Source organism: Gallaecimonas sp. GXIMD4217, assembly GCF_038087665.1.
In the GTDB taxonomy this organism is placed as follows: domain Bacteria; phylum Pseudomonadota; class Gammaproteobacteria; order Enterobacterales; family Gallaecimonadaceae; genus Gallaecimonas.
This window is the reverse complement of sequence record NZ_CP149925.1, coordinates 1,840,247-1,861,454: the sequence shown is the minus strand read 5'-3', so window position 1 is coordinate 1,861,454 and position 21,208 is coordinate 1,840,247. Positions and strand designations below refer to the sequence as shown.

Below are 21,208 nucleotides of genomic sequence, written 5' to 3'. Positions count from 1 at the left end.
GCACCCAACGCCACTCGCCCTTTATGGTCGGGGGCTTTTTATGCCCTAACGCCGGCTGTTTGCCAGCGACTTCTGTTATTGTCGTGCGATTTGCACGACGTTATCGATAAAGACAATGGCTGGAAAGAGCAGAGCAATCGACAAGCTAGTGGCCGGATTTTGGCGCTTAAACGACTGGGGCCTGGGCTCTTTGGAATGCGCAAATTTTATAGCGCAGTGCATCGAGGCCGGGGTAACGGCCGTGGATCATGCCGACATATACGGCGGCCATACCTGCGAAGCACGTTTTGGCGAAGCGCTGAAACAGGCGCCGGAGCTGCGCGAGCAGCTGACGCTTATCACCAAATGTGGCATTGTCTTGCAGCAAGGCGTGCGCGCCGTACCTGGGCAGGTCAATCACTATAATTCAAGCCGGGCGCATATTATCGCCTCGGCCCAACAGTCGCTCAAAAACCTGGCCACGGACAGGCTGGATGTGCTGTTGATCCACAGGCCCGATTATCTGATGGATGCAGACGAAGTGGCGGAAGCGTTCAATACCCTCAGGCGCAATGGCGATGTACTGGCGTTTGGCGTTTCCAATTTTACCCCTGCTCAGTTTTCCTTGTTGCAGTCACGCCTCGACTTTCCGCTGATCACCAACCAGATTGAATGCTCACCGTACGAAATGAAAGCGCTTGATGACGGCACCCTGGATCAGTGCCAGCAACTGGGCATTCACCCCATGCTTTGGTCGCCCCTGGCCGGCGGACGTCTTTTCAACCAAGGCGACGCCAAAGCTCACCGGCTGCGCCAGGCATTAAGTGAAATAGGGGAAGAAATCGGCGCGCGGGGCCTAGATCAGGTTGTCTATGCATGGTTAAACCAGCATCCGAGCAGGCCGTCCATTGTGCTGGGCACGGGTAAAATAGAGCGGATACACGCTGCCGTTGCGGCGCAGCACCTTACCATGACAAGGGAACAATGGTATCGCATCTGGCAGGCTTCCAAGGGCCATGCGGTGCCTTAACCCTTTGGCTGGCCATGGCTGTGTGCATTGACCACATCGGCAGCCATCCTTCCTTCAGGGCTATCCCCCTCAGCACCAGGCTCTTTACGGCCGTTGCCTTGGAAAACAGCTCAGCTCCCTGATTTGGCCTTGTCTATCTGGGCGGCCAGGGCCGGCTCTATGGGCATGACCTGAAACGGGCTGACGTTGGCACCGCCGGTGTTACCGCGGGGCACCAGCCCCAGTGCGGTCTTGCTGGCGGCGCCAGCAATGCGCAGCAGTTGGCCGAGGAACTCTTTCATGACGCCCTGGCGCATGGCCCAGCCCAGCATCAGCACATGGACCCTGGTGTGCCAGTAGGTGGACGCCTGGCCGAGCACATGGGCCCGCTCCAGGTGGCTGAATTCGCCCCTGGGGTCACCTGCTGCCCTGGCCTCGGCGGCTTGGGCCAGCTCCACCTCGACGAAGGGACGGATACGGCGTGTGAAATTGGATTGCATGGATTGTTCTCCCTGACAGGTGTTGCGGCTGTGGATGGCCGTCATGCTCAGGCCTGCGAAAAGTCACTGCGCAGCAGGCCGAAGCACTTGAGGTCGTGGAAGGCGTTCTTCCAGTAACCGCACTGGCGCCTGAGCCCTTCCTCCTGGAAGCCGATGTTCTTGAGCAGCCGTTCCGAGGCGACGTTGCCGGGAACCGTATCGGCCTGGATCCGGTTGAGTTCGCCGCAGGGCAGCAGGCCGGCGAAGGCCGCCCGGACGATGCCGCGGACGGCCTCGCTGCCGTAGCCCTGTCCCCAGGCGTGGGACGCCAGATCGTAGCCGATCACGGCGTGCTTCATCCTCGGGCTCCAGGAATTAAAGCCGCAGGTGCCGAGCAGGCGCTCGTCGTCCTTGCGGCGAATGGCCCAGCGGATGCCGGCACCGTCGTCGAAACGGGCATTGAAAAAGGCGATGAGTTCGCCGGCCTGGGCGGGGTCGGTGAAGGCCTCGAGATCGTAATAGGCGACCACGGCAGGGTCCGAAAACAAGGCAAAAACGCCCGCCGCATCGTCCGCCGTCAGCCTGGTCAATCTCAGGCGGGGGGTTGCCAGCTCAGGGAAGGGACTCATGTCAGGACACCACCTCGGGCTGCGCCACGGGACGGCCCTGGTCATCGAAGAAGGGATTGGGGCGGCCCTTGCCGGCCAGTTTCCACACCAGCAGCTTGGCGAGGATCCTCAGCACCAGGCGACGGTGGGAGTAGGGCCCCCTGGCCTCGTCCGGCACTCTGCCCAGGGCATGGCGGACATGCACGGCGCCCAGCACGGGGCCGAGCGTCGCGTCGACGTCCTGTCCCGGGGCGAGAAAGGCAGAGAGGATGCCGACGAAGGGAAGGCGGGCGCCGACGGTGTTGCCGATGGGGGTGTTGCAGCAGGCGGCGTACCAGCGATAGAGCCCCTTGTCGCTCAGGCGCAGGCAGGCAAGGTGTTCATGTCCCTGGCCAATGGCGATGGCGGCGGGCGGCACCTGCAGGATCTCGGTGCCGCCAAGGGCGTTGAGCGCATCATCACCGGCATCGAGCTTGCTGGCAAAGGCCCGGCAATCCTGGCAATAGCAGACCAGCCGGTTGCCCTGGCCTGGCTTGATGTGCTGGATCACGCCGCGGACGGTGCCGCAGCGGCATTGCAGCCTCACAGATTCCATCTGAACTCCCGCGTCCCGATTAATAAGCGAACATGAGCACGAAAAAGGCGATAACGCCGATGATGATCACCAGACTGATCGGGCCGTCCTGGCTGGTGTTCTGGCTCAAGGTACTTTGCAGGTTGTTTTGCCGGGCATAAAGCTCCACCAACTCCTTGGCCTCCTTCAGGCCTATTCCCCTCAGCCTGCGCAGGGTCTTGATGGCCTCGACCTTCCGGCCGCTTTTGATTGCCCGCACCACTTCGGCTTCCATTTCGAACTTGGTTTCCATTGTTCCTCGCCAGACGGCCACATTTTCAACAAGGTGCCATCATGTTGTATTTGTTTGCAAATACATTGGCTGTTTCCCTTGCCCGGCCGGCGCTGGCGAGGGCAGGGGAGCGGGAGTGCATTGCCCGGTTTGGTGGATGTTTATGACGGTGCTAATTGATTTCCACCTTATCCCATTTGTTTTTCAGTGGTGCCTGGTGGCGGGTTTTCTTCTTGCTCTTCTTGTGTTGATACATTGCCCGGTCGGCCATTCTCAAGCATTCAGAGGTGCTCTTGCAGTCCAGGCTGCTGGCAAGGCCAAAGCTGATGCCGGCATCTGGCCAGCTTTTTCTGATGCTGGCTTCAAGCTCGGAGACGGTCTTATCCAATTGGCCGACCAAAGACACCAGTTCCTCCCGGTCGGCGGCCTGTATCAGCCAGACAAATTCATCGCCGCCTGTCCTGAACACTTCGCCTGTCTTGGCGACACGTTCCCGCATCAAGGCCGCGGCCTGTGACAAGAACCTGTCTCCGGCATCGTGGCCCATGGTGTCGTTGATGTTTTTCATGCCGTCAAAATCGATGAAGGCGATGATGTGGTGGCCACAGAGTAACGACAGTTTTTCGTTCATGAACAGCCGGTTTCCCACCTTGGTGAGCGGATCTATCCTTGCCTCGTAAAACATGCGGTTGAAGCCGTTCTGCTTTATTTTTATCCACTCCGACAATGACAACAGAATACAGATGCAATCAATGGTAAGAGCAGCAACGACCGTCAGCTCGGGGTATGGCAGGCCAGGGGCTGTCAGTGAATGTGAGATGACGTAGTAGAGCAGCGACAGGCTGTAGCAGAGGTTCCCGAACAGATAATACTTGGCCCTGAAATCCTGGTTGGACAGCATGGTAATGCCTATCCAGATGCTCAAGCCAACCCACAAGGCGGCTATGAGGTGGGAGAGGTAAAAGGTGATCTGAAAGGGAAGCCAGAGCATGACAATACCCAAGGCCGTCACGGCCTTGGCCAGTGTGCCGAGGCGTTTACCCAGGCGCGGGAATTTCTCCTGGCAATTGAACAGCGCTTTGGTGAACAGGCTGGCGCAGGCAATGGCAAAAGGAAAGAGGTACATGCCGGCATAGGTGAGGTTCAGCTGGCTTGGCTGCAGCAGGTCATTGAGGACACCGGCGGCTGCGGCCCAGCCGATACCATGCAAACCGACATAGCCGGCACAGGTCAGCGTAAGAGGCTCCGCCGTTCGCATGTAGATGGTCAACGCCAGGAAGGCGAGGGTCAGCATGACGACTATGGATGCCCCCGTCACATAATTGCTAAGGAGCTGATGCTTGCTGAAGGCCTGGTGCGAATAAAGGCTGATAGATACGGGGGTCGGGAAATGTTTCGCTGAGATGGCGAGCCAAAGTGTGCCCCGCTGATCTTGTGCCATGGGCAGGGGTAATGCCCGTGCGTGCATTATCCTCGGCGTGTATGAAAGGCCCAATTGCGAGAGACGGGCCAGCTTGATGGCCGGCTTGCCTTCGGGCTGCCAATAGGCCACGGCGCTATCGATGAAATTGGCGCTGGGGATCACAAACCAGGTTTGGCTGCTGCCGCTGGCAAGCTCAAGGTGGGTGATAAAGGCACCGGCGCGACCAATGATGCTGCCCTTGACCGGCTCAGTGGCCGCTACATGGCTTTTCAATTGCGCCAAATCGCCCTGGAGCAGGGAGGGCTCCAGGGGGTACCACAGGTTGTGATCGGCAACCAGCCGATGCTCGCTGTTCAGCTCCATGGTGCTGCCGCTGGCGCTGACGGCAACAGGGAAAAGGCAGAGTAAGGCTACGGCCAGCAGTGCCTGGCAAAGGGTACGGAAGCCATTGGGTATGCCCGGGAAAAGGGGGCTGCTTCGGCGCCGGGTGTCCGTCAGGTTTTTTCCTGTCAACAGCCCTGGCTGGGAGCCGTTATTGGCTGGTGATATCTGCATTTTGATTGATTTATCCCCGGGCTTGCTCAGTCCCTACAGCAAAGCTATTGCAGTTCTGGCTTAAGGGCCGTTTTCAAATGCTGATATTGTAATCCCTATTTTCTTTTGGGTCCGGGATGCAGGCCATAAAGATTATCCCGTGAAGCCGAGTACCTTTATCCTTGCCGCCCGACATCCCTTCCAAAATAGCTCGTGACCGGCGTGCCGGCCAGCATTGGGGCCGGCACTGCCCGAAACATGGCTCTCAGGGTAACGCTGTGGCCGGGCCGCCTCCCCGGGAAAGGGAGCCGGCCTGGCCGGGGCGCTACAGCAGGTAGCCGCCGTCCACCTCGATGATCGCATTGCGCATGGCCAGGGAGGCGTCCGACAGCAAAAAGGCGATGGCGCCGAGCTGGTCATCCGGGGTCAGCACGCGGCCGATGGGCGTTGTGGTCAAGCTGGCAAAGAGTTCGGCCTGCCGAGCCTCGCTCAGGCCCGCCTTGCCCTGTATTTCGGTGGCGGTGACGCCCGGGCGCACCGAGTTGATGCGAATGCCGCGCTCGGCCAGCTCCATGTTGGCGACCCGGATATAGGCTTCGGCGGCGGCCTTGCTGGCGGCGTAGACGGAGCAACCGGCAAAGCCCCTGTCGACGGCGATGCTGGAAACGAACACCACGCTGGACGGATTGGCAAGGCATGGCAGCAGCGCCTGGAGCGTAAAGAGCGGGCCTTTGGCGTTGATAGCCATGGTGAGGTCGAAATCCGCCTCGCTGAGGTCGGTGAAATGGCGAGGATGGAAGACGCCGGCGTTCAGCACCAGGCCATCGAGGCGAACGCCTTCACCGGCCAGGGTCTCGGCCATGCGTTGCAACTGAGCCAGATCGGCGCTGTCGGCCAGGAAGGTACGGCAGCCCAGCTCATGGGCGACGCCTTCAAGCTTGGCGCCGTCGCGCCCGGTGATGATCACCTGGTGGCCGGCCGAGCTGAATTGCCTTGCCAGGGCAAGGCCTATGCCCGAGGTGGCGCCGGTGATCAGTAGGCTTTGTTGTTTCATCTTGGCTCTCCTTGTCGTGGGAGTGCCAACATAACAAAAGCCTTGGTTTCCAATTAGGTAGCAATGTGCTAATCAATTGGTTCCTAAATGGAAACTGGTATTGAAGATGCATTTCAACCACCTGCCCCTGCTGCATGTCTTTCGCCTGGTTGCCGAGCGCGGCAGTTTCCAGGGGGCCGCAACCGCCCTGGAGCTGCCGCGTTCCTCGGTCAGCAAGAAGGTCCGGCAACTGGAAGAGGCGGTCGGCCAGCCGCTGCTCAGGCGCTCTACCCGCAGTGTCCAGGTCACCGAGGTGGGCCAGCAGCTGCTGGACGGCAGCGGCGCCCTGGCCGGGGTGCTGGAACAGTTGGCAGGGGTGATGGAACGCATGCAGGCGACGGTGAGCGGCAAGGTCAAGCTCAGCACCAGCGTGCTGTTGGGCCAGGCGTATATCCTGCCCCTGCTGCAGGAGCTGCGCCGCCTGTACCCGGACGTCGAGCTGGACATCGGTTTCGAAGACAGGACGGTGGACCTGCTGGCGGAGCAGGTCGACATCGCGCTGCGGATAGGCGCCTTGCCGGACTCAAACCTGATCGCACGAAGGGTGGGCAGCAAGCATTGGGGCTGGTTCGCTTCGCCTGCCTACCTGGCATCGCGCGGCAGGCCACAAAGCCCGCAGCAGCTGGCCGACCACGACTGCCTGGTGTTCAAGGCCGCAGGCAGCGGCTTGTGCCACTGGCCGTTTCAAGGGGCGGACGGCACCACCTTTACCCTGGACGTCAAGCCCGTCATCACCACCGACAACAGCCGGGCCCTGGTGGACATGGCCTGCGCCGGCCTGGGGGTGATCATGGCCGACCCCCTGCTGCTGCGTAACCAGCTGGCGTCGGGGGAGCTGGTGGCAATCCTTGGCGACTGGCGGCATCCGGAGGTCAGTCCCATCAGCCTGGTCTGTCTCGGCAGGCGCAGCCGGGCCGCCCAGGCAGTATGGGCGTTCCTGGTGGAAGCCTTGCCGCCGGCCCTGGAGCCGGCCCAAGGGCGCGCAGGGAGCAGCTAAAAAGAGCGGGGAGCAGGGTGGCCCCGCTCCCCTCGGTATTGCGTCGGGCCAAAGGCCGATCAGTCGATGGCGATCTCGTGGCTGTCCGGCTCGGCCGCGGCGCGCTTGGGCAGGGCCAGATGCAGCACGCCATTGTCGAAACGGGCGCTGATGCCCTGCTGGTCCACATTGTCCGGCAGGCTGAAGCTGCGGCTGAAGCTGCCGTAGAAGCGTTCCTGGCGGTGCTTCTCGCCCTTGGTTTCCACCTGGCGTTCGCCGCTGATCTCCAGCATGCCGTTCTGGATCCGCACCTTGACGTTGTCCTTGTCCATGCCGGGGATCTCCATGGCAAGATGGAAGGCATTGTCGTCCTCGTCGATGTCCACCGCCGGCAGCCAGGTGGCGTCCTCACCGCCCAGGCGGGCCAGGGGATGGCGCTGCACATAGCTGCTGAGCAGATCGTCAAACTCTTTGAAGGGGTTCCAACGTGCCGGGATCATGGTGAATTCCTCCGTTGCTGTGTACCCAAGGAGAAATATGGCGGCGATTGGTCATTTTTCAACCGGCAAACCGAGTCTGGGGCCGGTCCGGGAAAACAAAAAAGGGCCAGTGGCCCTTTCTTGTCAGCAACTCAGTCTATCTGCAGCACCAGGCCCTTGAGGTAGAGGCCTTCGGGGTAGGCGGTGTGCACCGGGTGATCCGGGGCCTGGGTCAGCCACTGGGTGATGCGGGCGTTGCGGCCGGCGTCCAGGGCCGCGTCGGCGACGATCTTCTGGAACAGGTTCATGTCCATCAGTCCGGAGCAGGAGAAGGTCAGCAGGGTGCCGCCCGGGCGCACCAGCTTCATGGCCTGGAGGTTGATGTCCTTGTAGCCGCGGCAGCCGGACTTGAGGTTGGCCTTGGAATCGACGAACTTGGGCGGATCCAGCACCACCACGTCGAACCGGCGGCCCTCTTCCTGGTAGCGGCGTAGCAGGGCGAAGACGTCTTCCTGGACGAACTCGGCCCTGGCGAGATCCAGGCCGTTCAGCTCCAGGTTCTGGCGGGCCAGCGCCAGGGCCGGGCCGGACACGTCCACCTGGGTGACCCGGGCGGCGCCGCCCTTGAGGGCATAGACGCCGAAGCCCCCCGTATAGGAGAAGCAGTTCAGCACGGCCTTGTCCTTGACATGGGGCATCACCGCGGCGCGGTTGTCACGCTGATCCAGGTAGTAGCCGGTCTTGTGGCCGCCGGGCACGTCCACCAGCAGCCTGATGCCGTTCTCCTCGATGACCACGGGTTCACTGGGCGCTTCGCCCTGCAGTGGCCCCATCACCGGCTCCAGGCCTTCCTTGCGGCGTACCTCCACGTCGGAGCGCTCGTAGATGGTGCAGCCCGGGAATTGTGCCTGCAGGGCCTGGACTATGGCGTCGCGCCAGCGCTCGGCACCGGTGGACAGCAGCTGGCAGACCAGCACGTCGGCGTAACGGTCGATGGTGATGCCGGGCAGGCCGTCGGATTCGGCCGCCACCACCCGGTAGCCGGTCAGGCCCTGGCGCTGCACCAGGGCCTGGCGGCTCTGGTTAGCGGCGCGGATGCGGCGCTCGAAGAAGGCGGCGTCGATTTGCTCGTCCTTGTCGAAGGTCCAGACGCGGGCGCGGATCTGCGACTCGGGGCTGTAGGCGCCCCGGGCCAGCCAGGTGCCGTCCTTGCCGTAGATCTCGACGGTGTCACCGGCCTTGGGCTTGCCCTTGAGGTGATGCACGGCCTTGGAAAAGATCCAGGGATGGTGGCGCTTCAGGGATTTTTCGCGGCCTTCGGCCAGGACAAGGGCGTTGCGGGGCATGGGGCTACCGGCTGTTTGTGTTGGGGGAGGGGATTGTAGTCGCTGCCGGGGCAATAAAAAAGGCCGCGGCAAGCGGCCTTTTCGGGGCAGGGCCTTAGATCTTCAGGCCCTGGAGGATGTCCTTGAGCTTCTTGGCGGTTTCCAGCAGCTCCTCGGTGCCGGCGGCGTTTTCCACTGCGGCGTGTTCCACTTCCAGGGACTGCTGGCGCACGTCGGTGATGTTGTGGGCGATTTCGTCCGCCACCGAGCTTTGCTGTTCGGCGCTGGCGGCGATCTGCGCCATCATGGAGAACACCCGCTCGGAGTGCCTGGTGATGGTGTCCAGATCCTGGCCGGCCTGGGCCACCAGGGCGCCGCCCTGTTCGGCCTGGGCCACGGTCTTGTCCATGATCTGGGTGACCTCATTGGTGCCGCTCTGCAGCTCCTCGATCATGCCCTGGATCTCCACCGTGGCCTGCTGGGTGCGGGCGGCCAGGGAGCGGACCTCGTCGGCCACCACCGCGAAGCCGCGGCCCTGCTCGCCGGCCCGGGCCGCTTCGATGGCGGCGTTCAGGGCCAGCAGGTTGGTCTGCTCGGAGATGGCGTTGATGGTGGTGACCACCTCGTCGATGCGCCTGGCGTTGTCGTTGACCTTGGCCATGGCCGAGGAGGCCTCGAAGATCTCCTGGGACAGGGTCTCGATGGCGTTGATGGTCTCCTGGATGTTCTGGGCGCCCTTGTTGGACTCGTCGGAGGCCAGCTGGGTCTCGGCGGAGGCGTGCTCGGCGTTCTGCGCCACTTCCTTGACGGCGGCGCTCATCTCCTCCATGGCCGTGGCCAGGGAGTCAAGATGCTGACGCTGGGCCTGGGCCAGGCCCTCGGCGTTGCCGGCATGGGTGCGGAAGCTGTCGGCGGACTGGCCCAGGGCGTTAGCGGTGTCGCTGATCAGGGTGACCAGGTTCTGCTGGCGCTCGGCCAGCTTGTCGATGGCGATGGCCAGGATGGAGAACTCATCCCGGACCCGGAAGAAGTTGAGGCGGAAGGTGAGATCGCCGTCGGCGACCCTGTTGATGGCCTGGACGTTGGAGTAGAGGGCGCCGCCGATGAAGGTGGCCACATAGTAGGTGGTCATGGCCATCAGCAAGACGGCCACGGCCATGATGATAAGCCAGCTCTGCAGCTCCTCCCAGACATTGCCACCGGCCTTGGACAGATCCAGTGACAGGCCCAGGTACCAGTCCTTGCCGGCCACGGCATGGCCGATGTAGGCCATGTCGCCGTCGACGAGCAGATCCTCGCCCTTGAGCTGGCGCAGGCGGCCCTGCAGGTCGCCGCCCAGGCCGTTGACCGCCTGGTTGCCGTTGTCGTAGAGCTGCAGTTCCGGGGCCATGGCCTTGAGCACCGTGGGCGCCTGGGCCGGCTCCACCTGGCTGAGGGCGCCGGCGGCGGCTTCCACCCTGGCCTGGCCGGCGCGGATCTGGCCGTCGATGCCGGCCTGGTGTACCTGACTGACCATGATGGCCACGAAGGCCAGGATCACCAGCAGGGGCAGGAAGAACAGCAGCATTTGCTTTTCCTGCAAGGTCATGTGGATGAGATAGCGGTCTACCCAACGGAACTTCACTTCACGCATGGAAGGCGGTCCTCAAAAGTCATTGTTCTTGGCTTGTTGCCCCTTATCGACCTGTTCCCTGGGCACTTGAGACCGTTTTCCATGGCATTCACAAGGGGGTGACAACGTTAGGCAAGAACCATGCCTGGTTCAAGGCGTCAGTTGCCGCTCTGTGTCGGCCAGCACTTTTTTCAGGGCCTCGACCTTGTCGATGCCTTCCTGGAGGGTCTGAGGTGGCAGGCCCTCGGCCCGGCCCCGCTCGACGAGCCTTTCCAGCTCCGGGATACGCTTGCGGGCCGCCGCCACGAAGGCCCGTAGCAGGGCCCGGTGGGCGTCGTTCTCCCATTCGAGGTAGGTGTCGGGGTCGGCCAGCACCTCGGAAGAGGGACGCGTGACGGGGGGCCGCCTGGCCAGCGGCGGCCGGGCCGGATCGGCCAGGGGGACTTGAGCCTGGAGAGGCGTGCTCGCCCCTGTTTCCGGCGGCACAGCTCGCGCCTGCAGCGGTGCCTGCCTTGCGGCCTCCGGCAACAGCGCCGGTGCCGGGGCCTGCCGCTGGGATTCTCCTGGCGGCGATGGTGCCGGCGCTGCCGGCCAGCGCCAGGCCAGCATGGCGGCGAACAGGGCCAGGCCCAGGAAGAGGCGTTTCACGGCACCTCCTCCCGCTTGAGCCGGGCCAGCAGCGCCTGGAACTGCGCCTTGGCCTTCTGCCGGGCAATGGCCTGGCGGGCCACATAGGCCACGGACTCGGAATCCGCGGCCAGGGTCTTGAAGCGCCGTGCCAGTAGCTCGGCCTGGCCGAAGCGGCCGTCCGGCAGCCGGATCACCGCCGACTTGCCGTCGGCCGGGGTGACGAAGGCCAATGTCTTGAGCACGTCGCCCTGGGCCTCGGCCCGTTTCAAGGTGACGGGGGCGTTGCTCTGGGGCTTGAGATCGTCCCTGTTGTCGCCCAGGTAGAGGTGGACGTCGACCTCGTCCAGTTGGCGGAAGTCGGCCCGGTGCGCCTGGTAGTAGTGGGCTATCTCCTCCCGGGTCACGGCGGCGGCCAGCCGGCGCAGGTGGTCGCTGTCGTGGTGGGGATCGGCGCCAAGGCCGAGGTGCTGCTGCAACCACTGCCGGTCGAGGCGGTTGGCCACCAGGGCTCGGGAGCACTGGATGCGAGTGCTCGGCCAGCCGGCCTCAACAAGCACCTCGGGGGTCAGCTCCAGGGCCGCCAGGTTGCTGAGGCTGCGCTGCAAAAAAGCCTGATCCCTTTCGGCCAGGGCCAGCCGCCCCTGGTAGTTGAGGTAGGGGGCCAGTTGCTCCCCGGTCCAGGTGTGGTCGTCCAGGCCCAGGGTACTGCCATCGAACTTGGCCCTGGCCAGGCGCGCCTTGAGCGGTGCATCGGCTATAGGGGCAACCAGCTGCTGCCAGGCAAGGGCGATGCGCGCCTGGCGCCCGTAGCCGACCCGGGATGGCGCCTTGAGTTCGGCGCCGTAGCGGCTACGGGCGTGCCTGGCCAGCAGCCGGTCTTCCCGCAGTTGTTCCCTGAGCTCGGCCGGTGTCACCTCGCTCAGTGCCTGCAGCCGGGCCAGCAGCACGGCATCGGGGCAGTCCTTGGCCCACAGGGGCAGGGACAGGAGTAGGGGGAGCAGGGCTCTCCCCAGGATGGTTAGAGGCGTCGTCATGGCTCAGTGGCGCTGCATGGCGTGGTTGAGCACCTGTACCACCATGGCGATGGCGTGGGGCACCACGATGCGCCCGACCATGGCCCGCTCGTTATGGTCCTGTGAATTCAGCACCAGGCCGCCCTGGCTGTAGGACAGGGCGCCGCCCTGGGTGAGCAGGGGACGGATGTCGTCCTCGCCGGCGGGGATGGCGTCGAAGCTGGCCAGGGCCTGGGTGACCAGGGACGGGTTGTTGAGGCCTTCGTCGTCGTAGTAGTCGCGCACCCAGGATTCCCAGCCGGCATGGTTCAGGGCCGAGGTGGTCCAGGTGTGGTGGGGCTGCAGCAGATCGGTGCTGTGCAGGGTGAAGCCGAGGGCGTCGACGCTGCCGCTTTGCAGGAAGCGGCCGTACCAGTACTGGCCCAGGTTGTCGATGGGCTGGAAGGGCATGGTCTCGAAGTCTTCATACATGCTGTACTGGGAATGGCTGCCTTGGCGGTAGTTGGCCTCGGTGATGCCGTAGCTGTCGTATTCGGAGTCGTCACCGAACCAGCCGCCCTTGCCGCCGGGGCCGTCATCCAGGTGGTCGCCCTTGAGCCAGGAGGCGGCCAGGTTGTCCACGTCGCCCCAGACGGTCAGCTTGTCGTAGTTGTAGCCGCCGAAGTCGTTGCCATGGATGTCCGGGCCCTGGCTGTGGTTCTGGAAGTGCCAGTAGGAGGTGTAGGCGGCGATGCTGTCCATGCTGCCCCAAACGGGGGCGTGGACACAGTCGCCGGTCATGGCGCCGCACAGGAAGGTGTCCTGGAAGTCATCCACGTCATAGGCACCCTGGCCGAGGCGGCTGGCCAGCTGGTCGACGGTCAGGCCGGCACGGCCGGCATAGTCCTTGAGGGCGGCATATTGTGTGGTGGTGGGGTTGGCGGCCATGTAGGCCACGGCGTCCTCGACGATGCGTTTGTGGGTTTCCTGGGTGAAAGCCTGGGCCTGGCCGGCGGCCAGGCAAAGGCCGGCGATGGTCAACGGTGCGTATTTCATTGGTCTCTTCCCTTAATTTGCCTGAAAGTGTGTTTTTGTTAGGCGGGGAACAGGCTAGCCATTACAATTGACGAAAAAATGGCAGTTATATGAAGGAGCTAGCATGCGTGGTGCAGGAGGTACCCAGGGCGGCCTGGGGCAGTTCTTTATCGGTTTGGTGATGCTGATCGCCGGCGGTTATCTGTTCTTGAACGCCATAGTGGTGACCAGTCATTTCGGCATGGGCATGGGCCTTTTCAGCCTGGGTGGCATGAAGGTGACCACGGGCATGGTGCTGGTGCCCTTCATCTTCGGCATCGGCCTCATCTTCTACGACAGCCGCAACTGGCTGGGCTGGCTGCTGGCCGGCGCCGCCCTGGTGATGCTGGGCTTTGGCATCATCACCTCGGTCAATATGAGCCTGAGACGGATGACCGCCTTTGAGCTGATCATGATACTGGTGTTGCTGGTGGGGGGACTTGGCCTGTTCCTGAGGTCGCTTAAAACGCTACCGTCGGAATGATTAGAAATTAAAGAAGGCCCCTGGGAGGGGCCTTTTTTGATGGTGCCATCCCTGGCGGTCCGTACCGGCTCGGCCATCCGGGCCTTGAGGCTGCCCTTAGCGCGATCCGGCCAGGGCCTTGGCGCGCCCCGGATTGACCTTGCCCGGCAGGGACAGATCGCCTGAGGCGATATCCATGACATCCACCACGCACAGCAGCGGGTTGTGGATATTGGCGTTGACCCTCAGGCCGGCGGTGACCCCGTCGTAGTTGAAGGTGTCAGGCGAGCCGACCGCCGCCAGGGGGACGCGGATCTCCACCTTGGTGTTGTTGAGCTGGGGACGATAGTCGGGGCTGTCAATCAGGATCGGCAACCCCGGCCAGGTGTCGGGCAGCTTGGGCTTGGTGCCGTCGGGAATGTCCCTGACCTTGAGGGCGCCGGGGCCACAGCTCTCGTCAGGTACCAGCACGACCCAGTGACTGTGCCAGAGGTTGCCGTCGTTGCCCTTGTCGCCATCCCCGTTTTCATCGACCAGGGGGGTGTCGTCAAAATCCGGATGGGCGGTCATCGCCAGGGCCAGTATGCCCTGATCCTCCTCGAAGCCCACGGCGGCGCTGTCCAGGCTGGTCGGCCAGACATAGCTGAACACCGAGCTGCCCCCAAGCTGCCCGTTGACGGTCGGCTTCAGGCTGCCGATGTCGGAACGGACCTGTTGCTGGAATACCAGATGGTCGCCCTCCCTTACCACCTTGGTGTGGACCAAATCGAAAGGCGCGGCGACCCCCTGGTTCGGCTTGCTGAGGATGTGCCCCTCATGCCCGTTGTGGGCCAGGCTGGCGGTTGAGAGCAGGGTGCCGGCGAGCAGGGCGGTAAGGGAACAGATGTTGGTTTCGCGTCGAGAGGTCATTTTTGGTTCTCCTTGGAAGTCATATTGTTTCGTGTCGACACCACTTTAGGCTGCAGGCGTTTTTGGCCCTTGTCAAATAAATTTCGACTCGATACCATTGGCGCCATGAATGCGACAGCGCTTTACAATCTGCTCGAACGTCTGGCGAGCCATCTACGCAGCCAGGCCCGCCGCGGCGATACCGGTTTACAGCCGGTGCAAATAGATGCACTCCATTACCTGAGCCGCTGTAACAGGTACTCCAACACGCCCCTTGGCGTGACGGATTTCCTGGGGTTGACCAAGGGCACGGTCTCCCAAAGCTTGAAGGTGCTGGAGTCCCGGGGCTTGATAGAAAAGCGTGCCGATGCGCACGATAAGCGGGTGGTTCACCTGCTGGTGACGCCAGCGGGGCGGGAGCTGCTCGATGGAGCCATACCGCCGGTTGAGCTCGAGCAGGCAATGAGTGCGCTAGCGGCTCCCTTGCAGCAGCAATTGCTGGGCGATCTGTCCACCTTGTTGCTGGCGCTGCAGCGCACCAATGGCATGAAGAGCTTCGCCCAATGCAAGAGCTGCCGCTTCAATCGCCGCCTCGAGGATGGCCGCTTTGCCTGTGGCTTGACCGGTGAGCCCTTGTCGGAAGAGGAGGTGGAATTGATCTGTCGCGAGCACCAATACCCTGAAGGTGCCGGCTCGTCGTCCTGAGCCTGTGCCGTGCAAAGAAAAGGCCCCGCAATGCGGGGCCTTTTTCGTTACAGGCTCGGCTTGTAGGCGCCGATCATGGCCTGCATGCGGGAACCCTGTTCGTTGGTGAACTGGTTCATGCAGGCGTCGTCGCTGTAATCCATGAAGTTCTGGATGGGATCGCTGCCGCCGCCCGGGCAGCTGTCACGGCCGGTGGGGCAGCCGTAGGCCGGAGAGCTTTCCGCCGGGGTGTCTGCCACTTCATCACCCGGGGCCGTACAGCCGCCCTGGAAGGTGTGGTAGAGGCCCAGGTAGTGGCCCACCTCGTGGGTGCCGGTGTCCCCCAGGTTGTAGGGGGCCGCGCTGCCGCCGGGCAGGGAGGAGTGCAGCAATACCACGCCGTGCATGGGGTCGGACTCGTCGTACATCCAGGGGAAGGTGGCGTAGCCAAGGATGCCCTGGGAGGGATTGCAGGTGTAGATGTTGAGGGTGCTGGCCGGATCAACGGCCAGGGAGGTCTTCATGTCGCGCTCGCTACCGCCGTAGCAGCGCTCGTACCAGCGCCTGTTGTTGACCCGTTCCACCCCGGCCAGGGAGAAGGAGAAGCCGGTACCGGCATAGGCGGCGTTGAGCACGTCCATCTGATCCTGGATCTGCTGGTCGCTGACCCAGCCTTCCTGGACCGTCTTGCCGCGGACCTTGCCTTCCTTGTAGACGACGTGGAAATAGACCGGCACATCACGCTGGGCCAGGGAGCCCAGCTCCATCAGCCCCAAATCGCCCTGATCCTTCATGAACGCCTTGAGGCGCTTGTCGACCTTGGCCTTGGTGGCGCGGTCTACCTTGGGGGCCGCGCAGCGCTTGCCGCGGACCATCTGGCCCTTGCCGTTATGGAAGTGGATGTCCTGTTCGACGTCGATCTGGCTCTCGGCCGTGGCTGAGGTGCCCATGGCCAGCATGATGGCTGCTGCGGCCAGTTTGATGGTGGGTTTCATTGGAAACCATCTCCTTGTTTGGTTGTGGTTGCGCTCCCTATCGCGTACCGCCTGACGCCTCCCTGGCGTCACCGCAGCCATAGTGTTAACAGTCGCGTAACAAATAGTCCATAGGCAAGTGGCTGATTTTTGTTCTGCTGTTGCCTCGTCGCTTTGCTACTTTTACAAGAATGCAAAGCAAGGGACTGCTGCCCATGAACATACAATCCCTTTCCGCCAAGGTAGGTGCCGCCTATCTGCTGATGGTGCTGCTGATCTGTGTCGGGGCCTATCTGACCTGGCAAGAGGTGGGGTCACTGGAGGAAAAGACCGGCAGGCTGCACGACGCCGAAATGGCCGGGATCAGCCAGGGCTACCGGCTGCAGACCGAGGTACAGCGCTCCAACGATGCCCTCTATAACTGGGTCAGCTTCCAGGACGAGCTTGCCCAGGAACAACGCCAGCACGCCTGGCGCCAGGTCAACAGCGCCTTTCGCCTTTGGAGCGATGCCCTGCGTCGTCAGGGGAGCCGGGAGCAGCTGGAGCAGCTGCAGGTACTGGAGGCGGATCTGCAATTGTTGCAGAGGCTGCAGGTACAGGCACAGAGCCTGAGCGGCTCGGCGGAGAACTTCCCGGCCCTGGCCCTGTTCAACCGCGAGCTGGTGCCGCTTCACGACACCATAAGCGGCCTGAGCACCCAGCTTATCGAGCAGGAGCAGCTTGGGCAGGGCGGCCGTGAACGCAAGCAACTGCTCAAGGTGATGGCGGACCTTCGCGCCTCCAATGCCTTTGCCCTCAACGCCATGAGAACCTATCTGCTGGCCGGTGACGGCGGTGACTGGGAGTTGTATCGCCGCCATCTCGATGCCAATGATCTGGCCCTGGCCGAACTGAACCAGAAGCAGGGGCTGCTCGGCGACGAGCAGCGCCTTTACCTGCAGCGGATAAGCCAGCTCAAGCAGGGGATCCCGGCCCTGGCCAACCGGCTGCAGGCCATGCGCAGCGGCGATCAGTGGAACCAGGTGGAGCGGCTCTGGCAGCGGGAGCTGGCGCCGCTGGCGGAACGCATCGACGGCCAGTTGACCCGGATGCTGGCGGCCGAGCAACGCTCCCTGGCCCAAAGCGCCCGGGATATCGGCCAGCAGATCGCCACCCTCAGCGCCGCCTCCCTGGCAATCCTCTTCTTTGCCATCCTGGCCTGCTCCGTGGTGGCCTTCGTGGCCGTGATCATGGTCAGGCGGATGATGGACAGCATTCACAAGGTGGTCTCGCTGTCCGAGCAGATCGCCAAGGGCGATTTCGACGTGGAGGTGGAGCTTGAAACGAGCAAGGAAACGGCCCAGCTCGGCAGCGCCCTGCTGAAGATGGTGGCCACCCTCAAGGCGGTCATGGGCCAGGCCCAGGCCCTGGCGCAAGGGGACTACAGCCAGGACTATCAGGTCCAGGGCGAGCAGGACCGTCTTGGCCAGGCCCTGCAGCAGATGACCCTGAGCCTGCGCCAGGCCGATGAGCAGAGCAAGACCCAGGACTGGCTCAAGTCCGGGCAGAACCAGGCCGCCGATCTCACCATGGGCTCCACCGAGCCCCTGGCCCTGTGTGAGCAGATGGTGGAGTTCCTGGCCACCTATACCAATGCCCAGGTCGGCGCCTGCTATCTTGCCGAGAACGGGGCTTTCAACCTGGTCAGCAGCTATGCCTATCGGCTGCGCCGCAGCACCGACACCAGCTTCGCCCTGGGCGAGGGTCTGGTGGGCCAGGCCGCCCGGGAGGGCAAGGCCATGCTGTTTACCGACGTGCCCAGGGATCATGTGCAGCTGGAAGTCAGCTCCGGCCTGGGGGCATCGCCGGTGCGGCAGATCCTGGTCTGCCCGCTGCGAAGCGGCCAGGGCAAGCAGGACGAGGTGGCGGGGGTGATAGTGCTTGGCGCCAGCCAGGCCTTCCCGGCCCATGCCCTGGAGCTGGCGGAAAAGTGCGCGGAAAACATGGCCACCGCCATCTTGAGAGCCAGGGACAGAGGGCGTCTCCAGGAGCTGCTGGAAGAGTCCAGGCAGCAGGCCGAGGAGCTGCAGGCCCAGCATAAGGAGCTGAGCAAGGCCAACGAGGAAATGGAGATGCAGACCCAGGCCCTGGAGGAATCCGAGCAGGAGCTGCGCAACCAGCGGGACCAGCTGGAGCAGGCCAATGCCGAGCTGTGCGCCAAGGCCGCCGAGCTGGAACAGGAAAAGGCCCAGGTGGAGCAGCAGGGCCGGGAGCTGGCCAAGACGGCGGAAGAGCTGGCCCAGGCATCCAGGTACAAGTCGGAGTTCCTGTCCAACATGTCCCATGAGCTGCGTACCCCCCTGAACAGCCTGATGCTGCTTTCCCAGTCGTTGGCCAAGAACCGCTCCGGCAACCTCACCGAGCGGCAGTGCGAGGATCTGGACATGATCTACAAGGGTGGCCAGTCCCTGCTCAAGCTCATCAACGACATCCTCGACCTGTCCAAGGTGGAGGCCGGCAAGCTGCAACTGGAGCTGGCGCCGGTATCCCTCAGGGCCTTCGCCGATGAACTGCAGGGCCAATTCAGGGCCCAGGCCGAGAGCCAGGGCCTGGATTTTGTCGTTGAGCTGGAGGCGGGCCTGGTCAGCGAACTGACCACGGACAGGGACAGGCTGGCGCAGATCCTCAGGAACCTGCTTGGCAATGCCTTCAAGTTCACCCAAAAGGGCCACGTCAGCCTGAACATCGCCGCCGACGGCCAAGGGGTGCGCTTTGAGGTCAGCGACAGCGGCATCGGCATCGAGGCCGGGCATCAGGAGAGCATCTTCGGCGCCTTCCAGCAGGCCGACGGCTCCATCAACCGAACCTATGGCGGCACCGGGCTGGGGCTGACCATCTCCCGGGATCTGGCCCAGCAGCTGGGGGGGAACATCAGCCTGGAAAGCGAGCCTGGCCAGGGCAGCACCTTCACCCTTTGGCTGCCGGTGAGGGAAGTGCCGGCGCAGAAAGAAACGTTCATCACCAGTGAGCCGGCGGACGAGCGGCCGGCGATCCTGATCGTCGAGGACGACGATGACTTTGCCCGTTGGCTGGCCAGGCAGGCAGAAGACAACGGCTTTCGGGCCCTGATCACCGGCAGTGGCCGGGCGGCGCTGTCCCTGGTGCTGGAGCAGGATCCCAAGGCGGTGATCCTGGATCTGGGCCTGGCCGACATGGATGGCGTCAAGGTGCTGGAATCGCTCAAGGCCTCGCCCGATACCAGGGATGTCCCCATCCATGTGATCACCGGGCGCCAGGGCAGCGACGAGCTGTTGCGAAAGGGCGCCATGGGCTTCCTGACCAAGCCGGTGGATCTGGCCGACATCGAAGGACTGTTCGCCCGCTTCAGCGCCCTGGGACAGGACGGCATAGGCACTGTGCTGATCGTCGAGGACGACGAGGGCGCCTGCCAGGCCTTGACCCGGCTGCTGGAAGACAAGGGCCTTGAGGTGATCAGCGCCCGTTGTGGCGAGCAGGTGCAGGCCCTTCTGGATGCGCGCAAGCCCGACTGCTGCATCCTGGATTTCAACCTGCCCGACACCGACGCCCTGTCGTTGCTGGAGCGCCTCAGCGAGCAGCAGCAACTGCGGCTGCCTCCCGTCATCATCTATACCGGGCGCGACCTCAGCAAGGAGGAGCACGACCGCTTGCAGGCCTTCACCCGCCATATCGTCATCAAGGGGGAGCATGCCCCCGAGCGCATCGAAGACGAGGTGGAGTTGTTCTTCCACAGTCTCGGCAAGCCGGAGCCTGCGCCAGTCTCGGTGGCGCCGGCATTTGACATGGCAGGGCGCAAGGTGCTGTTGGTGGACGACGACATCCGCAATACCTATGCCATCTCCAAGGTACTCAAGGAGCAGGGGCTGCAGGTCTATATGGCCGACAATGGCGAGCTGGCCCTGGAGAAGCTGCGTTCGGAAGAGGGCATCGAGCTGGTGCTGATGGACGTGATGATGCCGGTCATGGACGGCCTGGAGGCAATGCGGCAGATCCGCAGCTCCATTTCCGAGCAGTTGCCGGTCATCGCCTTGACCGCCAAGGCCATGACGGGCGATCGGGAACAATGCCTGGCCGCCGGCGCCAACGACTACCTGGCCAAACCCATAGAGATGGACGCCCTGCTGGGACTGATGCAGATCTGGCTTGGCCGCCAGCAGCGCCAACCGAGCTGAGCATGGCCATGACAGAACCCCATGAGGAAGCGGTAAAGGAGGCGATGCCCCTGATGCAGAGCGCCGAGCCCAGCGCCCTGGAGGCGATGGAGCTGGAGCTGTTGCTCAATGCCCTTCATAGCAGGTACGGTTATGACTTCCGGCATTATTGTCGTGATTCATTATGGCGGCGGGTCAAGTTGCGCCTCGAACGGGAGGGGGTGGAGCATATCAGTGAGCTGATCCCCCTGGTGATGCGGGATGCCGTCCTTGGCCAGCGCCTGATCATGGATTTCTCCATCACTGTCACCCAGTTCTTTCGCGATCCGGACGTCTTCCTGGCCCTGAGAAGAAGCGTCTTTCCCCTGCTCAGGACCTTCCCTTTCTTCAAGATCTGGCATGCCGGCTGCGCCACAGGTGAGGAAGTCTATTCCCTGGCCATCCTGCTCCATGAGGAAGGACTGCTGGAGCGGGCCCTGATCTACGGCACCGATATCAATGCCGGGGCCATCAATACCGCCACCAGGGGCGTTTACAGCACCGAGCAGCTCGACAAGGCCCTGGCCAGCTACCGACAGGCCGGTGGTCAAGGGGACCTGGATAGCTACTTCCACCGCCGTTACGGCAGGGTCAAGGCGGCCTCCTTCCTGTCCGATAGGCTGACCTTCTCCCTGCATAATCTGGTCAGTGACGGTACCTTCGGAGAAATGCAGCTGATCCTCTGCCGTAATGTGCTGATCTACTTTGATCAAAGGCTAAAGGAGAAAACCCTGCAGCTCTTTGCCCGCAGCCTCTACCACAAGGGATTCCTCTGCCTTGGCAGGCAGGAGCACCTGGTTCCCGGCCAGCAACCGTTCGAAGCGGTAGACAAGACTCTGCGCCTCTATCAGAAATCGGATGCTTCAAGCCTTACAGCACCGGTGGCGGCCGTTGTGGCTGGAATAAGCGGCTAAACTTGTAGGCAAATTGCTG

20 protein-coding genes are annotated in these 21,208 nt (G+C 63.0%); 6 read left to right on the top strand and 14 right to left on the bottom strand.

The features are described from left to right. The first annotated feature begins 115 nt into the window (after window positions 1-115). Window positions 116-1,009 carry an aldo/keto reductase gene (locus tag WDB71_RS09060; protein ID WP_341501262.1) on the top strand — a complete coding sequence of 298 codons (894 nt, stop codon included), beginning with the start codon at window positions 116-118 and terminating at the stop codon, window positions 1,007-1,009. Window positions 1,010-1,119: 110 nt separating this feature from the next. Here the strand turns inward: WDB71_RS09060 and WDB71_RS09055 are convergent, their stop codons facing one another. The 6 genes from WDB71_RS09055 to WDB71_RS09030 form a co-directional block, all read right to left on the bottom strand. Next, on the bottom strand, window positions 1,120-1,488 hold the full coding sequence (locus WDB71_RS09055; RefSeq protein WP_341501261.1) for a DUF3703 domain-containing protein: 369 nt from the start codon (window positions 1,486-1,488) through the stop codon (window positions 1,120-1,122). Between the two features lie 47 nt (window positions 1,489-1,535). Further along, the gene (locus WDB71_RS09050; RefSeq protein ID WP_341501260.1) at window positions 1,536-2,096 is read right to left on the bottom strand and encodes a GNAT family N-acetyltransferase; all 561 of its coding nucleotides are present in this window, start codon (window positions 2,094-2,096) and stop codon (window positions 1,536-1,538) included. A 1-nt stretch (window position 2,097) separates the two neighbouring features. Next, window positions 2,098-2,670 (bottom strand): DUF6151 family protein, encoded by a 573-nt coding sequence (locus WDB71_RS09045; RefSeq protein WP_341501259.1) that lies wholly within the window; start codon window positions 2,668-2,670, stop codon window positions 2,098-2,100. A 19-nt stretch (window positions 2,671-2,689) separates the two neighbouring features. Continuing rightward, window positions 2,690-2,923 (bottom strand): ribosomal protein L7/L12, encoded by a 234-nt coding sequence (locus WDB71_RS09040; RefSeq protein WP_341501258.1) that lies wholly within the window; start codon window positions 2,921-2,923, stop codon window positions 2,690-2,692. 169 nt (window positions 2,924-3,092) lie between these two features. Next, a complete protein-coding gene (locus WDB71_RS09035) occupies window positions 3,093-4,898 on the bottom strand; it encodes a diguanylate cyclase (protein ID WP_341501257.1) in 1,806 nt (601 codons plus the stop codon). 304 nt (window positions 4,899-5,202) lie between these two features. Further along, window positions 5,203-5,931 (bottom strand): SDR family oxidoreductase, encoded by a 729-nt coding sequence (locus tag WDB71_RS09030; protein ID WP_341501256.1) that lies wholly within the window; start codon window positions 5,929-5,931, stop codon window positions 5,203-5,205. A gap of 106 nt (window positions 5,932-6,037) precedes the next feature. Between WDB71_RS09030 and WDB71_RS09025 the strand changes: the two genes are divergently transcribed. Further along, on the top strand, window positions 6,038-6,967 hold the full coding sequence (locus tag WDB71_RS09025; protein ID WP_341501255.1) for a LysR family transcriptional regulator: 930 nt from the start codon (window positions 6,038-6,040) through the stop codon (window positions 6,965-6,967). Between the two features lie 59 nt (window positions 6,968-7,026). Here WDB71_RS09025 and WDB71_RS09020 read toward each other — a convergent pair whose 3' ends face one another. The 6 genes from WDB71_RS09020 to WDB71_RS08995 form a co-directional block, all read right to left on the bottom strand. Continuing rightward, entirely contained in the window at window positions 7,027-7,446 is a 420-nt protein-coding gene (locus WDB71_RS09020) for an Hsp20/alpha crystallin family protein (protein ID WP_341501254.1), read from the bottom strand. Window positions 7,447-7,577: 131 nt separating this feature from the next. After that, complete coding sequence (locus tag WDB71_RS09015; RefSeq protein ID WP_341501253.1) at window positions 7,578-8,771, bottom strand: class I SAM-dependent methyltransferase; 1,194 nt, start codon at window positions 8,769-8,771, stop codon at window positions 7,578-7,580. Between the two features lie 94 nt (window positions 8,772-8,865). Beyond that, window positions 8,866-10,383 carry a methyl-accepting chemotaxis protein gene (locus WDB71_RS09010; protein WP_341501252.1) on the bottom strand — a complete coding sequence of 506 codons (1,518 nt, stop codon included), beginning with the start codon at window positions 10,381-10,383 and terminating at the stop codon, window positions 8,866-8,868. Between the two features lie 129 nt (window positions 10,384-10,512). Continuing rightward, complete coding sequence (locus tag WDB71_RS09005) at window positions 10,513-11,010, bottom strand: hypothetical protein (protein ID WP_341501251.1); 498 nt, start codon at window positions 11,008-11,010, stop codon at window positions 10,513-10,515. After that, window positions 11,007-12,026 carry a hypothetical protein gene (locus WDB71_RS09000; RefSeq protein WP_341501250.1) on the bottom strand — a complete coding sequence of 340 codons (1,020 nt, stop codon included), beginning with the start codon at window positions 12,024-12,026 and terminating at the stop codon, window positions 11,007-11,009. The genes WDB71_RS09005 and WDB71_RS09000 overlap by 4 nt, the downstream gene beginning before the upstream one ends. A 3-nt stretch (window positions 12,027-12,029) precedes the next feature. Beyond that, window positions 12,030-13,040 carry a phospholipase gene (locus WDB71_RS08995; RefSeq protein ID WP_341501249.1) on the bottom strand — a complete coding sequence of 337 codons (1,011 nt, stop codon included), beginning with the start codon at window positions 13,038-13,040 and terminating at the stop codon, window positions 12,030-12,032. Window positions 13,041-13,143: 103 nt separating this feature from the next. Here WDB71_RS08995 and WDB71_RS08990 point away from each other — a divergent pair, with 103 nt between their 5' ends. After that, the gene (locus tag WDB71_RS08990) at window positions 13,144-13,542 is read left to right on the top strand and encodes a hypothetical protein (RefSeq protein WP_341501248.1); all 399 of its coding nucleotides are present in this window, start codon (window positions 13,144-13,146) and stop codon (window positions 13,540-13,542) included. A gap of 96 nt (window positions 13,543-13,638) precedes the next feature. Here WDB71_RS08990 and WDB71_RS08985 read toward each other — a convergent pair whose 3' ends face one another. Next, the gene (locus WDB71_RS08985) at window positions 13,639-14,430 is read right to left on the bottom strand and encodes a hypothetical protein (RefSeq protein WP_341501247.1); all 792 of its coding nucleotides are present in this window, start codon (window positions 14,428-14,430) and stop codon (window positions 13,639-13,641) included. Window positions 14,431-14,499: 69 nt separating this feature from the next. Here WDB71_RS08985 and WDB71_RS08980 point away from each other — a divergent pair, with 69 nt between their 5' ends. Beyond that, window positions 14,500-15,114 (top strand): MarR family winged helix-turn-helix transcriptional regulator, encoded by a 615-nt coding sequence (locus WDB71_RS08980; protein WP_341501246.1) that lies wholly within the window; start codon window positions 14,500-14,502, stop codon window positions 15,112-15,114. Window positions 15,115-15,161: 47 nt separating this feature from the next. Here WDB71_RS08980 and WDB71_RS08975 read toward each other — a convergent pair whose 3' ends face one another. Continuing rightward, a complete protein-coding gene (locus WDB71_RS08975; RefSeq protein WP_341501245.1) occupies window positions 15,162-16,088 on the bottom strand; it encodes a zinc metalloprotease in 927 nt (308 codons plus the stop codon). A 194-nt stretch (window positions 16,089-16,282) separates the two neighbouring features. Here WDB71_RS08975 and WDB71_RS08970 point away from each other — a divergent pair, with 194 nt between their 5' ends. Next, window positions 16,283-20,257: a response regulator gene (locus tag WDB71_RS08970; RefSeq protein WP_341501244.1), complete on the top strand. Its 3,975-nt coding sequence runs from the start codon at window positions 16,283-16,285 to the stop codon at window positions 20,255-20,257. A gap of 2 nt (window positions 20,258-20,259) precedes the next feature. After that, window positions 20,260-21,189 carry a protein-glutamate O-methyltransferase CheR gene (locus tag WDB71_RS08965; RefSeq protein WP_341501243.1) on the top strand — a complete coding sequence of 310 codons (930 nt, stop codon included), beginning with the start codon at window positions 20,260-20,262 and terminating at the stop codon, window positions 21,187-21,189. The last annotated feature ends 19 nt before the right edge of the window (window positions 21,190-21,208 follow it).